The 15,310-nt window shown below is 40.8% G+C and carries 16 protein-coding genes; 11 read left to right on the top strand and 5 right to left on the bottom strand.

Translation table 11 applies throughout. From position 1 onward, the window contains the following. Positions 1-98 precede the first annotated feature (98 nt). Genes Q0058_RS05535 through Q0058_RS14530 form a run of 4 tightly spaced genes read left to right on the top strand, consistent with a single transcriptional unit; the run spans position 99 to position 4,300 of the window. Positions 99-1,052, top strand: a complete 954-nt coding sequence (locus Q0058_RS05535) for a hypothetical protein (RefSeq protein ID WP_298221749.1) — start codon at positions 99-101, stop codon at positions 1,050-1,052. Between the two features lie 16 nt (positions 1,053-1,068). After that, positions 1,069-1,224, top strand: a complete 156-nt coding sequence (locus Q0058_RS05540) for a hypothetical protein (RefSeq protein WP_298221750.1) — start codon at positions 1,069-1,071, stop codon at positions 1,222-1,224. A gap of 2 nt (positions 1,225-1,226) precedes the next feature. Then, positions 1,227-4,208 (top strand): tail fiber domain-containing protein, encoded by a 2,982-nt coding sequence (locus Q0058_RS05545; RefSeq protein ID WP_298221751.1) that lies wholly within the window; start codon positions 1,227-1,229, stop codon positions 4,206-4,208. Further along, a complete protein-coding gene (locus tag Q0058_RS14530) occupies positions 4,205-4,300 on the top strand; it encodes a UvrB/UvrC motif-containing protein (RefSeq protein WP_366869718.1) in 96 nt (31 codons plus the stop codon). Before Q0058_RS05545 ends, Q0058_RS14530 begins: the two co-directional genes overlap by 4 nt. Here Q0058_RS14530 and Q0058_RS05550 read toward each other — a convergent pair. Beyond that, positions 4,297-4,698 carry a TerB family tellurite resistance protein gene (locus tag Q0058_RS05550; protein WP_298221752.1) on the bottom strand — a complete coding sequence of 134 codons (402 nt, stop codon included), beginning with the start codon at positions 4,696-4,698 and terminating at the stop codon, positions 4,297-4,299. The two genes, Q0058_RS14530 and Q0058_RS05550, sit on opposite strands and share 4 nt — an antisense overlap. A gap of 101 nt (positions 4,699-4,799) precedes the next feature. On the opposite strand from Q0058_RS05550, the gene Q0058_RS05555 reads away from it, so the two are divergent. From Q0058_RS05555 to Q0058_RS05575, 5 genes are all read left to right on the top strand, one after another. Beyond that, complete coding sequence (locus tag Q0058_RS05555; RefSeq protein WP_298221753.1) at positions 4,800-5,552, top strand: alpha/beta hydrolase-fold protein; 753 nt, start codon at positions 4,800-4,802, stop codon at positions 5,550-5,552. A gap of 127 nt (positions 5,553-5,679) precedes the next feature. After that, the gene (locus Q0058_RS05560; protein WP_298221754.1) at positions 5,680-6,111 is read left to right on the top strand and encodes a DUF1456 family protein; all 432 of its coding nucleotides are present in this window, start codon (positions 5,680-5,682) and stop codon (positions 6,109-6,111) included. A 9-nt stretch (positions 6,112-6,120) separates the two neighbouring features. Further along, complete coding sequence (locus Q0058_RS05565) at positions 6,121-6,576, top strand: DinB family protein (protein WP_298221755.1); 456 nt, start codon at positions 6,121-6,123, stop codon at positions 6,574-6,576. A 189-nt stretch (positions 6,577-6,765) separates the two neighbouring features. Next, positions 6,766-7,134 (top strand): DUF6799 domain-containing protein, encoded by a 369-nt coding sequence (locus Q0058_RS05570; protein WP_298221756.1) that lies wholly within the window; start codon positions 6,766-6,768, stop codon positions 7,132-7,134. Further along, entirely contained in the window at positions 7,135-7,725 is a 591-nt protein-coding gene (locus tag Q0058_RS05575; protein WP_298221757.1) for a DUF4142 domain-containing protein, read from the top strand. It abuts the gene before it with no gap. A 148-nt stretch (positions 7,726-7,873) separates the two neighbouring features. Here the strand turns inward: Q0058_RS05575 and sucC are convergent, their stop codons facing one another. Continuing rightward, on the bottom strand, positions 7,874-9,070 hold the full coding sequence (gene sucC / locus Q0058_RS05580) for an ADP-forming succinate--CoA ligase subunit beta (protein WP_298221758.1): 1,197 nt from the start codon (positions 9,068-9,070) through the stop codon (positions 7,874-7,876). Between the two features lie 276 nt (positions 9,071-9,346). Between sucC and lysA the strand changes: the two genes are divergently transcribed. Continuing rightward, a complete protein-coding gene (lysA, locus tag Q0058_RS05585; protein WP_298221759.1) occupies positions 9,347-10,549 on the top strand; it encodes a diaminopimelate decarboxylase in 1,203 nt (400 codons plus the stop codon). A gap of 1 nt (position 10,550) precedes the next feature. On the opposite strand, the gene Q0058_RS05590 is transcribed toward lysA, so the two are convergent. Beyond that, a complete protein-coding gene (locus Q0058_RS05590) occupies positions 10,551-10,928 on the bottom strand; it encodes a YegP family protein (protein WP_298221760.1) in 378 nt (125 codons plus the stop codon). A 195-nt stretch (positions 10,929-11,123) separates the two neighbouring features. Between Q0058_RS05590 and Q0058_RS05595 the strand changes: the two genes are divergently transcribed. Then, complete coding sequence (locus Q0058_RS05595) at positions 11,124-12,404, top strand: T9SS type A sorting domain-containing protein (RefSeq protein WP_298221761.1); 1,281 nt, start codon at positions 11,124-11,126, stop codon at positions 12,402-12,404. A gap of 1 nt (position 12,405) precedes the next feature. Here the strand turns inward: Q0058_RS05595 and Q0058_RS05600 are convergent, their stop codons facing one another. After that, complete coding sequence (locus Q0058_RS05600; protein ID WP_298221762.1) at positions 12,406-13,650, bottom strand: T9SS type A sorting domain-containing protein; 1,245 nt, start codon at positions 13,648-13,650, stop codon at positions 12,406-12,408. Between the two features lie 14 nt (positions 13,651-13,664). Further along, positions 13,665-15,284 carry an alkaline phosphatase PafA gene (gene pafA / locus Q0058_RS05605; RefSeq protein WP_298221763.1) on the bottom strand — a complete coding sequence of 540 codons (1,620 nt, stop codon included), beginning with the start codon at positions 15,282-15,284 and terminating at the stop codon, positions 13,665-13,667. Positions 15,285-15,310 lie beyond the last annotated feature (26 nt).

Genomic DNA, 15,310 nt, shown 5'->3' on the forward strand with positions numbered 1-15,310 from the left:
TCGATGTTACATAAGTCATAACTGTTGTTACATGCTTCATAGTGCTGCTGTTGGGTTTATATGATATTTGCTTTATTCATGAACCAAATATCTATATTATGAAAAAAACAATACTACAATTTGCGTTATTATTGGGCTTTGTTAGTCTTTATGGGAATACCATTTCAAAGAAAAGTTTAAACTCAGAAACCGTACTTGACCCTTGGGTTGAGATCTATACCCAAGCCAATTATGGCGGCGTCAGAACAATCGTTACCGGCGCCACGAATACTGTTAATTTACCCATTCCCAACACACCGGGCTACAAAACAATCTCGGTAAAAGTACAACCCGGTTACGTGGCTTACATCAATACCTGTAATGAATTCAATGACGAGGTTATGATATATGGCAATCGCCCTAGTCTCACTTTATATGCCTTGTGTCCTATAACGATCAAAGCGGAACGTGCTGATTTTATTCGAGTACAATTTCAGGGTTTTACAACGAACATCCACAATAATGACTGTAGAAAAATATTTGGTTCTGTTCGATTAAAAATGTTTGAAAACCGGCCCGGAGGCGGAACTGTTACCAACGTTGTCACCATGCAAAACGGTGCTGACGTTAGCACTTTAAATCGAATTGAAGCTTTAGTTTTTAATCGAGCAAGTGCTAGTGATACTAGCCTTCCGAATTGTGTAATTCCGTATGTTTTTGACAGTTCTTTTGTGCCCAATTTTAATGAAGCTATTGTAAACCAAGAGCGTACATCGGGCATTTTTGTAGTTTTTGTTGCGGGGGAATCTGCTATTGCTGAGCGACGAATCGGTTTCACATCGAATTCTAATTTACGTACGGCACACAAGATGAATGATTTTGCTACATACTACTCGAACATCCAATTATCACCGACATTACCAATGTCAAGACTAATTACAAGTTTACCCAATATTCCGGGATCGACTAGTTTGACGAGAGATAAAATATTGCAATTCGGTTTTTATAGCAATCCACCTCAAAATAGCGGCGATAGTGGGCATTTAGTAAAAATTTTAATGTCCGTTTTCTAATATTGATCTTATTCAGATGCCTCAAAAGAAAAGCAAATACGAAGCGGAAATTGATGCATTGCCTTCCAATAAAATCTTCATCAACATTAATAAGATGGAAAAAGGCGACTACGAACTCAACATCATTCATCAAAACAAATTGATTACGAAAACCACTTTTAAAAAAAAGTAACCATGAAAAATTGGCTGTTATTGCTACTGCTCTTCCCTACATTATTAATCGCGCAAGTGGGTGTAAACACTACTACTCCCAATGCCGCCCTCGATATTCAATCGGCCAACAATGGCGTTTTGATTCCGAGGGTTCAATTGACGGATGCTTTAGATGTTACGAATGTGGTCAACCCAGCTGGTGGCGCATTACCAACCTCAACATTAATCTATAACATTGCCGCAGCAGGTGTTGCTCCAAATGATGTGGTTAGTGGTTTTTATTATTGGAATGGCGCGCGATGGACAGCAATGACAAACTCGACCGACCACGATTGGTATGAAGAAGGAACTACAGCATCGCCCGATGCCATTACCGATAATATGTTCCATACAGGAAATGTGGCTATTGGTAAAAACACCGCCAACACCACGTTAGATATAGAAACCACTGATCGGAATGGGAGTATCAACAATAATTTCATCCAAAATTTAAGTTTTGGAACCAGCTACAGCATTGATAATACCATAACGATCAATGCCAATGACGATGTTCATGGGATAAGAAACTCTTTTTTCGGAACGGGAACAGGAACAAAAATTGGTTTGACTAACTTTTCAATTCCTGCTATGCTGGGTTCAAAAACTGGAATCTCCAATAATTTTACAGGAAACAATACGGACGATATTACCGGTGTTTCAAGCCTATTGGTTCAGAACAACGATGGCAGAAGTTATGGCATCCATAATCATTTGATTAATCCTGCAGGCTCAACTGGCCTTGCCTATGGAATGTTAAACACTTTTAATAATAATAGCACCAATCCTCTATTTGGCGTCAGTAATGAAATCAACAGCAACACCGGGGCAGGTGGTACTTACGCCATATCCAATAGCATACAGGGCGGAAAAACGGGTGGGAAATTCGGTGTTAAAAATAACATTACTTCAAGCGTTTCTGACACCATGATAGGAATCTCAAATACGATCACTTCAACAGTAGATGGTGGCAATATAACCGGGATCGAAAACACGATCAATGCCAATAGTGACACCGCCGTTGTTGGGAACTATAACCAACTTGGCGGTAGCGGGAATAACAACGTATCGGCAGTTTATTCGTTTATCACCAACTCGGGAGATGGTGAACATATTGGCATTTTTAGTAATCTTTCTGGTGTCGGAATAGGAAGAAAATATGGTACTTATAGTAATATAGAAACGACTGCCGGGGGACAGCATTTCGGGGTTTTTGCAAGGGTATTAAAACCTGGAGCCAATTACGCAGGATATTTCAATGGCAAGGTGGCCATTGGTAGTAATATTAGCTTTGGCATAGACGATTATATACTTCCTTTGTCCCGCGGAACAAATGGCCAAATCATGCAAACCGATGGTATTGGGAATGTTACTTGGCAAGATATCAATAGTACAGCATGGTCACTTACTGGAAATACTATAAATAGTACCCTGAATTTTTTAGGTTCTGTTAACGATGATGATGTAATTTTCAAAAGATACAAGGTGAAAGCTGGCTTTATAGGATTAAACAGTACTTCCATAGGAAATGGAGCATTACTAAATTACACCTCACTTATCACGAATAATACTGCTCTTGGAAATGCTGCCCTAAGTGGTGATGCAAATACAGCTCTTAACACGGGTACATCTAACACTTCTGTTGGATATGGTGCATTAACTTCCAATACTGCCGGAAACCAAAATACGAGTATTGGTCATCTCAGTTTAAATTCCAATATCGCAAATAGTGGCAGCACTGCTGTAGGGTTTGAAGCCATGAGATATGCCCATAATAGTACCTCTAGTGTTGATACCTATAATACTGCTATTGGCTATTGGGCATTAAGAGGAAGTACTAACCCAGCAGATAACATTGGTCGCTTTAATACTGCTCTTGGTGATAGTACGTTGTTAAATAATACCTCTGGCTTAAACAACACTGCTGCAGGCACTCGATCTTTAAGGACAAATACAACCGGAAATAACAATACGGCTTTAGGTTTTAGTGCTTTATATACAAACAATGCCAATAGTGGAAGTACTGCAATAGGATATGAAGCCATGAGGTATGCAGATAACAGAACCGTTGGACGTGATACCTATAACACAGCTGTTGGTTTTTGGGCATTAAGAGGTAGTACTATTCCAGCAAACAACACAGGACAGTATAATACGGTAGTTGGACGTTCAGCATTATACTCAAATTCTTCAGGAAATTCAAATACAGGAGTTGGCTATACTGCACTTGGATTAAATGACACGGGTACAGGAAATTCAGCAGTTGGACAAGGTGCATTATTCTCAAATATCTTAGGAAATGAAAATACTGCCTATGGATTTAACTCTTTGTACAATAATATTGGTTCTTATAATACTGGATTAGGCAATCAAACGCTTTTTAATTTAGGAAGTGGATTTTATAACACAGCAGTAGGTATCAATGCGCTTTATAATTTATCAACTGGCGATCAAAATTGTGCTTTAGGATGGAATGCCTTGGGTAATGTCACTTCTGGTGGAAACAATATTGGTATTGGGACTGGTTCACAAGTACCAAATCCAACGGGAAACAATCAAATACGAATGGGCAATGTAAATATTGGGTATGCAGGCGTCCAAGTAGCTTGGACCATAACATCCGATAGCCGCTGGAAAGATAATATTAAACCCTCAAATTTAGGTTTGGATTTTATTAGCAAACTAAATCCTGTTTCCTACATCCGCAAAAATGATGAAAACAAAAAAACAGAATATGGTTTTATCGCCCAAGAACTTGATAAAACATTAATCGATTTTGGCGAAAATAACAACGGGATAATTTCTAAAGACGATAAAGGAATGTATGGTGTAAGATATAATGATTTGCTTGCACCCATAGTCAAAGCCATACAGGAATTGAAAACTGAAAATGAAGCCTTAAAGCAACTCAACGAAACACTAAACAGCCGATTAAAAGCGATTGAAGAAAAAATAAATGACAAATAAAATCAACAGAAAAAGCAGCCAAAGATTTAGATTTTATGCAAGCGGTGAAATGGCGTAATGAGATTAAGGCGTTTTATGAACAACTAACTTAATTGCATTGCTCCTGAAAAACTTCGAGCAAAAATTCAGGTGAAATCATTCCAGTTGGTGAAATTTCCATCGCTTTTAAAACACGTCTGATTGCAAAAGGATTCAAACCCATATTGATGCCGATTTCGTGGATCGCATTTTTTTCACGTTCGTGCAAAACACCATCGCAATGCATCAACAAAGCCAAACGATAGAATTGCTGGATGCGTTGAAATTCTGACTTCATCACCGTCGGATAAAATTCCTGATGAAACAATTGCTTAAAATCTTCGGGTTTGATCTGAAGTTCATCGGCCACCAAAGCCAAAAATTGCAGTTCGCGATCGTGCAGTTTCCCATCGACCACAGCGAACGAAACCATTTCGCCTAATAAACTGAGTTTTTCTTCGTAGCTATTCATCAATTGCTTATTTTTAGCTAAAATATCATTTTTTGTTTAATCTGAATAATATTGCCTTGAAATCAGTCTTTCCCTTGCTTTTTTTCTTTATAATAAACGTTTTGAACGCGCAGGAAAGCACGGCATCCAAACAAGTTTCGACTTTTACGATAGACGCGCCACAACTGAAATCCTCAAAGAAAATCTGGTTGTATTTGCCGAAAAATTACGCAACATCAACTAAAAAATATCCGGTGATTTACATGCACGATGCGCAAAACTTATTCGATGCCAAAACGTCTTTTGCAGGCGAATGGAATGTCGATGAAAAACTCGACAGCCTCAACGCACAAGTCATTGTAGTCGGAATCGAAAACAACGACAAACGCATGGAAGAACTCACGCCATTTCCGCATCCAAAATACAATGGCGGTAAAGCTGACCAATATTTAGACTTCATCGTCTCGACCTTGAAACCCGAAATCGATAAAAAATACCGCACAAAATCTGACGCCAAACATACGACGATTATGGGCAGTTCTTTAGGCGGATTGGTGTCGTTTTACGCGATTCTGAAATATCCCAAAGTGTTTGGGAAAGCGGGTGTTTTCTCGCCTTCCTTTTGGTTCAACCGCAATCAGATCAATGAAATGCTCGAGAAAACCAAAACACTCAAAGCCAAAATATATTTTATGTGCGGCGATAACGAAGGCGACGCTGACGTGATTCCCGATTTGAATAAAGTGGAATATCTCGTCAATTCCATCCGCTGCCAGTGCAAGATGCTCAATAAGAAAACCATCGTCAAAGGTGGACAACATAACGAAAAATTGTGGCGCGATGGATTTGTAAAAGCGTATCTTTGGCTTTTCTAAGTGACTGAGTTGCTGAGTAACTGAGATACTGAGAATGAAAAGCGCAACAAATTACTAAATACCCGTTTTAAAAGTCAAAATTATAACTCAGAGACTCAGCAACTCAGTCTCTCTGCAACTAAAAAATATGAATAACAACGATATTTTTAAAAAACTCCGTGTCGCACTGATGCTGCGCGATGACCAGATTATAGAAATTTTAGAACTGGTAGATTTCCGTATGTCGAAAGGTGAAATCGGGAACATTTTCCGTAGTCAGGACCATCCCGATTTCATGGAATGCGGTGATCAGGTGTTGCGCAATTTCCTTAACGGGCTTGTGATTCATTTGCGTGGCACGAAAGAAAATCCTAAAAATCCTAACGAGGTTTTGGCCAAACATAAAGCGGAGATTCCGGTAAAGGAAAATTTCAAATCGAGACCGGAATTTAAAGCCGCACCTAAAAACGATTTCAAGAAAAAACCCGCATCGAACGCTAAATCCCGCGAGAAAAAACCGGCGCCCAAAATTCAGGTCGTAGAAAAAGTACAATTCAAAAACGGAAAAAAGAAGCCTTAAACGAATCTGATGGAAGCGCTGCATCCTATACTAAACGAACTTGAAAGTAAAATCGCTTCGAAAGATTCGATCAATACCGAAATTTCCCAAAGTGATGTTTCGTGGCACATTGCGCATAGTCTGAAAGTGGTTGCTAACATCACCAAAGTACTGCAAAGTTCCGACCCGAAAGAATACCGTTGGCAATTCAACTGGATTAGAAGCTTAGTTTTTATCTTTAATAAAATTCCGCGCGGGAAAGGAAAAGCGCCGAAATCGGTCATTCCGGAAGAAAATAAATCTGCCGCGGAACTGCAACAAGAATTAGATTCAGTAAGAACATTGACGCATGCTTTGGAAAATTTACATCCAAAAAACCATTTCAAACACCCTTATTTTGGTGTATTAAATCTGAAACAGACCCAAAAGTTTTTGGTTTTGCATACGAAGCATCATCTCAAAATCATCGATGATATTATAAAATAAATCATAAGAACTTCCTATAAACAAAGGCGCTGCGACAAATTCGAGAGCGCCTTTTTCGTTGTTAAAATACTGAACGTGAAAAATATGTAAGTTATTTAAAGAATCGTGTAAGAGATTTTAAGCTCAAACGGGTGAATTTTACCATGTTGAAATTTTCGCTGGAATGTAAGCACTCAAAAAAATAATTTCATGGATTCGGACAACATTAAAAAATACAACATCATGAAAAAGATTTTCTTCACCATCGCAGCAATGATCATCACTTGTGGTGTGTTTGCACAAACTGATTCCGAAACCAAAAAATTGGATACTGACAAAACGATTCAGAAACAATACCGCCATCCCAATGGTTATATGATGAAAGACGGTAAACTGATGATGGTCAAAGACGGCAACATGACGCTCGTTCAGAACGACATCACGCTCAGCAACGGCACCGTCATTATGGCGGATGGCAGTTATATGGAAAAAGGGAAAAGCAAAACCAAGTTCAAAGACGGTCAGCAGATTGACATGAATGGAAATTGGGTGCCGATGAACAACACTAAATCAAAATAGATGAAACATTATAAGTTTTTCAAGACCAGCTTACAGATTGCCTTTACGATTGTATTGAGTTCTATGATTTATTCGTGCCTTAATTCCAAAAAAGAGGAAGTCGTTATAGAATTGCCAGCGGAAAAGAATGAAGCCAAAATAGCCGATATGCACAAAGAAGCCGATGCACAGTTTTTAGTGAATGCGACGCAAATCAGTTTGGCGCAAATCAAACTAGGAAATCTTGCTCAGCAACTCGGAAGCAGCAAAACCATCCGCGATTTAGGCAAAATGACCCAAACTGAGCATACCCAATCGCTTGCTGAAGTGACGGAACTTGCCAAATCAAAAACGGTTACAATTCCGACCACGCTCACTTTTGATGGGGAAGCCGCTTTCAATGCCCTCAACACCAAAAGTTCAAAAGATTTCGACAAGGCTTATTCCGATATGATGATCAACAGCCATCAGAATGCGATTGCACTATTCGAAAAAACATGCAACGATTCTAAAGATACTGACATCCGGGAATGGGCCACCAAGACGCTTCCGACATTAAAAATGCATCTTGCACAAGCAGAGCAAGCACAAAAGGAAGCCAATAGGAAATAACAACTAACTATGAAAACAATAATGAGTGCGCAATATAACGCCGTGCCGTAACAATCCATGGTGATGCGTGTTGTTCGTGCTGTTATTGCAAAAAAAATCCTAAGTGCTTCTGTACTTAGGATTTTTTATATCTATTGGTTTTAATTGCTTAAGAACCTAAAGCTTTTTTCACTTGATCCGCAGCTTCCTGGAACTGCACCGCAGATAAAATCGGCATTCCGGAATTGTCAATCATTTCTTTTGCCATTTCAGCGTTGGTTCCTTGCAAACGCACGATGATCGGCACTTTAATCGAATCGCCCATGTTTTTGTACGCATCGATAACACCTTGCGCTACGCGGTCGCAACGCACGATTCCACCAAAAATATTGATTAAGATTGCTTTTACGTTCGGATCTTTTAAGATAATTCTGAAAGCCAATTCCACACGTTTTGCGTCAGCCGTTCCTCCAACATCCAAGAAATTCGCTGGCTCAAAACCGGCGTATTTGATCAAATCCATCGTAGCCATCGCCAAACCTGCTCCGTTGACCATGCAACCTACAGTTCCGTCAAGATCCACGTAATTAAGACCTGCAGCTTTCGCTTCCACTTCAATCGGATTCTCTTCACGGATGTCACGCATTTCAGCATATTGCGGGTGACGGTATAAAGCGTTGTCATCTAAATTTACTTTAGCATCCACCGCGATGATTTTATTATCAGACGTTTTCAAAACCGGATTGATTTCGAACATCGTCGCGTCACAGCCTACATACGCATTGTATAAAGCCGGAACGAATTGGGTCATTTCTTTAAACGCAGCGCCAGACAAACCAAGATTGAAAGCGATTCTTCTCGCTTGAAAACCTTGCAAACCAACCGCAGGATCGATTTCTTCTGTAAAAATCAAATGTGGCGTGTGCTCGGCAACTTCCTCGATATCCATTCCACCTTCTGTAGAATACATAATCATGTTACGGCCTTTGCCTCTATTCAATAAAACCGACATATAAAATTCTGAAGTTTCACTTTCACCAGGATAATACACATCTTCGGCTACCAAAACTTTGTGCACTTTCTTACCTTCAGCCGAAGTCTGTGGCGTGATCAATTGCATGCCGATAATCTGCTCAGACAATTCTTCTACTTGTTGTAAGTTTTTCGCGAGTTTCACACCACCACCTTTTCCGCGTCCACCGGCGTGAACCTGCGCTTTGATCACATGCCAACCGGTTCCGGTTTCAGCCGTCAATTGTTTCGCAGCCGCAACGGCTTCCTGAGGATTGTTGGCAACATAACCGCGTTGCACTTTCACACCATAACTGGCTAATATTTCTTTTCCTTGGTATTCGTGTATGTCCATATTGAAGTGATTTGACTTTTTTAAAGTGCCACAAAAATAATAAAATCCATCAAATTAATGATGCTGATTTCGTGTTTTATTTTGTATTTTTTTAGGAGCTAAATCCCGCTATCCACTATATCTTTTCCCGCTTCAAGAAAGCGGCAAAAGGATGCCGTTACTATCGGGGCTAGTGCACTGCAATAAACAGGCACTACATCGTTTGATTTGCTAATTCTTCTTTAATTATTTGGAAGTCAATCGCGGGAACAATAGATTTGCTTAAAAACAACTCCAATGCAGCCCAAAGAACTAGTCGCCTTAGCAGAACAATTCGGTTGTCCGTTATACGTTTACGACGCCGAGAAAATCAAATCGCAATACGACCGATTGAAAAATGCGTTCTCAAAAGTGGAACGCGTACGCATCAATTACGCCGTCAAAGCGCTTTCAAACGTGGCGATATTGCAATACATCAAAAGCATCGGCGCAAGCCTCGACACGGTTTCTATTCAGGAAGTGCAGCTTGGTTTACACGCCGGTTTCAAAGCTGAAGATATTATTTACACACCCAACGGCGTTTCGAATGAAGAAATCGAAGAAGCCGCAGCTCTAGGCGTCCAGATCAACATCGACAATCTTTCCATACTCGAACATTTCGGCACCAAACATCCGAAAATTCCGGTTTGCATCCGCATCAATCCGCATGTGATGGCGGGCGGAAACACCAACATCTCGGTCGGTCACATCGATAGCAAATTTGGAATATCCATTCACCAAATGCCGCACATTTTGCGCATTGTTGAGAATACCGGCATGCACATCAACGGCATTCACATGCACACTGGTTCTGACATTCTCGACATTGAAGTGTTTTTGTATGCTTCTGAAATTTTGTTCGAAGCCGCCAAGCATTTCAAAACCTTAGACTTTCTCGATTTCGGAAGTGGTTTCAAAGTGCCGTACAAAAAAGGCGACATCGAAACCAACATTGAGGAATTCGGGCGCAAATTGTCCAAACGCTTCAACGCTTTTGAGAAAGAATATGGCCGTCCATTGACTTTAGCTTTCGAACCCGGAAAATTCCTTGTGAGTGAAGCCGGTTTCTTTTTGGCTAAAGTGAATGTCGTGAAGCAAACCACATCAACGGTTTTTGCAGGCATCGACAGCGGTTTCAACCATTTAATCCGTCCGATGCTTTACGGCTCACAGCATTATATTGAAAACATCTCGAACCCGAAAGGCAAAGAGCGTTTTTACAGCGTAGTCGGTTACATTTGCGAAACCGATACTTTTGCGAACAACCGCCGTATAGCAGAAATTAAGGAAGGTGACATTTTGTGTTTCAGGAATGCGGGCGCTTATTGCTTCTCGATGGCCTCGAATTACAATTCGCGGTACAAACCCGCCGAAGTTTTGTGGAAAGACGGCAAAGGCATCCTAATCCGCGAGCGCGAAACTTTTGAGGATTTGTTGAAAAACCAGATTTTATTAGATTAGTTTATTCTTCAACAGTTTCAAAAACCGAATCGGCATCGGGAAAGACAAAATCATTTTCGGAGAAATCAAGAATTTCCGCAATTGGACTGTATTTCATGATTTCATCAACGCCTTTGAGCATCAAAAGTTCCGTAGTATATTTTCGGCTGTTGGCGAGAATCAATCCGTCTTTCGACAGCCTGAAAAAATACTTTCCACCGACATTTTTGACTTTGGTAAACGTAAACAAACCCAAGTTTTCTTTAAACCAAACGATCATTTTCTCGCAATCATCCTTGTGCTTATAATGGATGCTTGTGAAAACAGTCTTGCCTTTTCGTGAGGCGTAAATGAATTTATAATCGCCGTTGTCGCGCTTGTGAATGACGAATGTTCCCAATGTAAATGCTTTGTTTTTTGAAAGCGCTAAACTAAACAAAACCAATGCATCATCAAGGAAAAGATATAAACAGTAAGGTTTGTTTTGGTGAATAAAACAGGCACACCATTCATTACAAAGCAGTTACTGAAATCTGATTCCACCATTTCATTTGAAAAAATCATTACTTTTATGCTTCGCAAAAAAAAGAAACTCATGAAAACAAGATTATCGCTATTCATTGTATTGCTTACGAATCTTACCCTATTCGCACAACCTGTTTGGCATGAAGTACTTGCTACATCAAGTGGCGGAAGGTATGATGATGTCTTTTTCCTGAATCCGAATTTAGGCTGGGCTGCAGGAAGTGGCGGTTACGTATACAAAACAACGGACGGCGGAGCCCATTGGAACGAACAACTGTTCCTAAATGATGCCTATATCAGAAATATTGAATTCTTAAACGAAAATGTTGGATTTCTGGGCATTTTACAAGGCAAATTATACAAAACCATAAATGGAGGAACCACCTGGACTTTGGTTTCAGATATTATTCCTCCCAATTCCGTGAACACGGCGATCAACAATGATGTGATTTGCGGCATGGATGCAATTGGAACCCATACCATATATGGCTGTGGCGCTTATTTTGGCCCTGCTTACGTCATAAAATCAATCGATAGCGGCGCAACCTGGCAATATATTGACATGAGCGCTTATGCGGAAAGTCTCGTAGAAATTATGTTTGTGGATGAAAATACTGGTTTTGCATCTGGAGGCAATTCGAACGGCGGGATTATTTTAAAAACTACGGATGGCGGGACTTCATGGACAGAAATTTACCATACCGGAATCAACGGGGAATATGTGTGGAAATTGCAACGCTTATTTTCCAAGCCTGATGTCTTATTCGGATCGGTGGAATCTATATCGCCACTCAATGGGAAACTTCTGAAATCTGTCGATGGCGGGCAAAACTGGGTATCGAAAGAAGTGCCCGATACCGATATTCAGGCAGTAGGATTCATCTCTGAAACCCACGGCTGGATGGGCGGACATCACACCGGATTTCTCGAAACTTTTGACAGTGGCGAAACCTGGACCAACACCGGATTCGGTGGAAGCCTTAACCGCATTCAGGTATTCAATGAAAATCTGGTGTATTGCTCGGGAACGGAAATTTATAAATTCTCGGATGAAAATCTCGGCACCCAGAACTTCAACCCCAATACAGAACGCGAAAGGCTCGAAGTAACGATTGCGCCGAATCCGGTAGAAAATCAATTGGAGTTTTCAGTGAATTTTAAAACCGACGATCACATCATTTTAAGGTTGTTTGATGTCAACGGAAAAATGCTTCAGGAATTCAAAAGAGAAGTGATTTCGGCAGCAGCCAAAAAGAATTACAGTTTCCCGTTTCCTTATCCGGCAGGAACTTATTATCTGAACCTGCACAATGACACCGGTGGACAATCTGAAAAATTTATAAAAAAGTAGGTTACTGTTTGCTGAATTTCAACCTGCGGCTATTCCCGTTTTGATTGATTTCAAGTACATAAATTCCGGTTTCAAAAGACGTGACATCCAAAATCAAAGTTGCAGTATTTGGGTTTCCTTTTTTCAAAATCAATTGTCCTAAACCGTTGTAAACACTGATGATTGAGTTTGCCACAGCATTTCCTGAAACTGTCAAAAGGTTGGAAGTCGGATTCGGATACAGATCGATTTTATCAGCCAATTCAAATGGATCATTCGACAAAGGCGTACAAGTTCCCGCCGCATCAAAAGGATTGAACCAACGCAACGCATCCTGTCGTATCGTAGACGCCTCATTACTCTCAACATCACGGCACAACCAAGCCGTTAAAGCTCCGGTTTGCTGGCATTTTGGAGTTAAGGCAAATCCTTCGACATTGTCATTGTTGCCAGACGGATTGGGAATATTATATTCGTTTGTAGCCGTAAATTTTCGGTCGCTTCCTACGATGGCGGAAGATAAATCGGTTACTTCTAAAGTATTGGAACCTGAAATATTGTGCAAAATATACATCAATCCCGTACTTCGGTCAAACGATAAATCACAGCTTTCTTCCTGATTGGTTTTGTATTTCCCAACGTAAGCAAAATCGTTGTTGGTATTAGGATTCACATCAAAAACCCAGACATAACCACCGTCCTGATGCGCGACGAAAAACAATCCGCCCAAGCCTTTCACTGAAGTATACAATTGTCCGGTTGCTTGGCTGACAAATCCAATAGAAGTTAAAAAACTGTCAGGAATGAATACGATGCCTTCAGGCCCGGTGTTTCCGGTATCTTCCATCGGCGAAGGCGCGTTGAGCAGTTTCCAGTGCTTGAATTCCGTTACGGTTGAAAAATTAGTGGTATGGGTATAGCGTCTGATTTCGTAGTTGTTTTCATCCATCGTATAGAATTCATTCGCCGCTAAATTCGCTTGCGTAATGCCTTCCGGTCCGCCGACAATCGTTTTGTTTGCGATTTGCGTGAACGTATTGCTTGTTGTATTCCATTGCAAAACCCTGATGTGTCCATCGCCTTGAACCGCATACAAGCGATTGTTCGTCGGGTTGAAATGCAATCCGCTCAAATCCGTAATTCCGGCGGCATCCATCGTATTGGTCAGATTGATTCCTAATGACCAAGGCGTGCCAGGCCAACTTTGAGCTTGCACAACTGAAATCGATACCAAAAAAAAAACACAACAATAATTAAGAATTCGCATAAATCAGTTTGATATTAATGAGTATCTAGAATCTCGGTGAGCACATGAGCTTCCGTACCATTGGGCAAAGTGATTCCTATTTTTTGAGCGATGGTCGGCGCAATTTCAGTAATGACTTTCCTGTCAGAAGTGTTTCCGGGTTTGATGTTCCAGCCGTAGAAAATGAGCGGTACGTGCGTGTCATAACTGTAAGTCGTTCCGTGGGAAGTTCCTGTCGCGCCATATTCGATATAAGCCGGTTTATCAATCAGTACCAAGTCGCCATTTTGCGTCACGTCATAACCTCTGGCGATGCAATGCAAGTGAAAATCGTTGCCATTGTCGGCCAGAATTTCTTCTTCGGTGTAAACGCGTTTGACTTGTTCCTGTGTCATCAGATAAGCTTTGAAAGATTGTTTAACTGAATTCAGATCAAGATTCTTAACTTTGATTTTATCGCAGTTCAGAAATACGTTGAAGTTCGAATAGTTGAGCAACAGATCTTCCCCAAAAGTATCCGTCGAGAATTTTCGCAAGCCTTTTACGATTTCTTTAGGTTCAATCGGTTGCACATTATACTTGTTATCCGACAGAAATTTAGCATTTTCAGCTCCGGCATGGTCAGCAGTCAGAAACAATAAATAATTGTCTTTGCCCACAGTTTTATCGAGGTAATTCAGAAAATCTGCAATGGTCAAATCGAGTCGAAGATAAGTATCTTCAAGTTCCATCGAGCGCGGACCCAAAATATGTCCGACATAATCGGTTGATGAAAAACTCACCGTTAAGAAATCCGTAATGTCGTCTTTGCCGAGCTGTTCTTTTTCAATCGCACGCTTGGCGAAAAGTTCGAGCAGATCGTTTCCGAAAGGCGTCGAACGGATTACGCCAGCATCGTTCTTTTCATACATGCTTTTGAGATCGTACGGAAATACCGGTTTATCGGCTTTGTATAATTTCCCTTCATACGGATTATCATCGGCCAAACTTTCGTCGTAAGCCGCGGCTGGTTTTAGCAATTCCCATGGTTTGTTAAGGTAAGTTTCGTAGTTTTTCTCCTTGTTGAAATCATTAACCCAATCCGGCAACGCGGTTCCGTAAAAAGTGCTCGAAATGAAACTTCCGGTTTTGCTGTACCAAAATGCCCAGTTCGCAAAATGTCCAGCTGGCAATATCGCGCCACGGTCTTTAAGGCTCATGCCGATGACTTTGCCTCTGAAGTTGGTCGATAAGCGCAGTTCGTCTGTAATGGTAGTCGACAATAAATTCTTAGGCGACATTTTTCCTTCTTCTTTAGAACCGTTGCCCAATGTTTCGACCGCGTCATCGTCGGTACAATAGCGTTCTTTTCCTGTAGTTCGGCTAAACCATTCGTTGCCCACGATACCGTGAATGGCTGGCGTGGTTCCTGTGTAAATCGAAGCATGTCCTGGAGCCGTATAAGTCGGTAAGTAATTGTAATGCGTATTGCTGAACGTATGTCCTTGATTCATCAAACGTTTGAAACCATTGTTTGAAAAATCGCCCGAAAAGCGGTACAAGTATTCCATTTTCATCTGATCGACGACGATGCCGACCACGAGTTTTGGGCGTTGTTGCTGCGCAAAAGTTGCATACACCGACAGAAACATTAAAGCAAAAAGTACTTTTCTCATAAGCTAAGACTGAAAATTAACCGCTT

This window comes from Flavobacterium sp. (assembly GCF_027484705.1).
Classification (GTDB): domain Bacteria; phylum Bacteroidota; class Bacteroidia; order Flavobacteriales; family Flavobacteriaceae; genus Flavobacterium.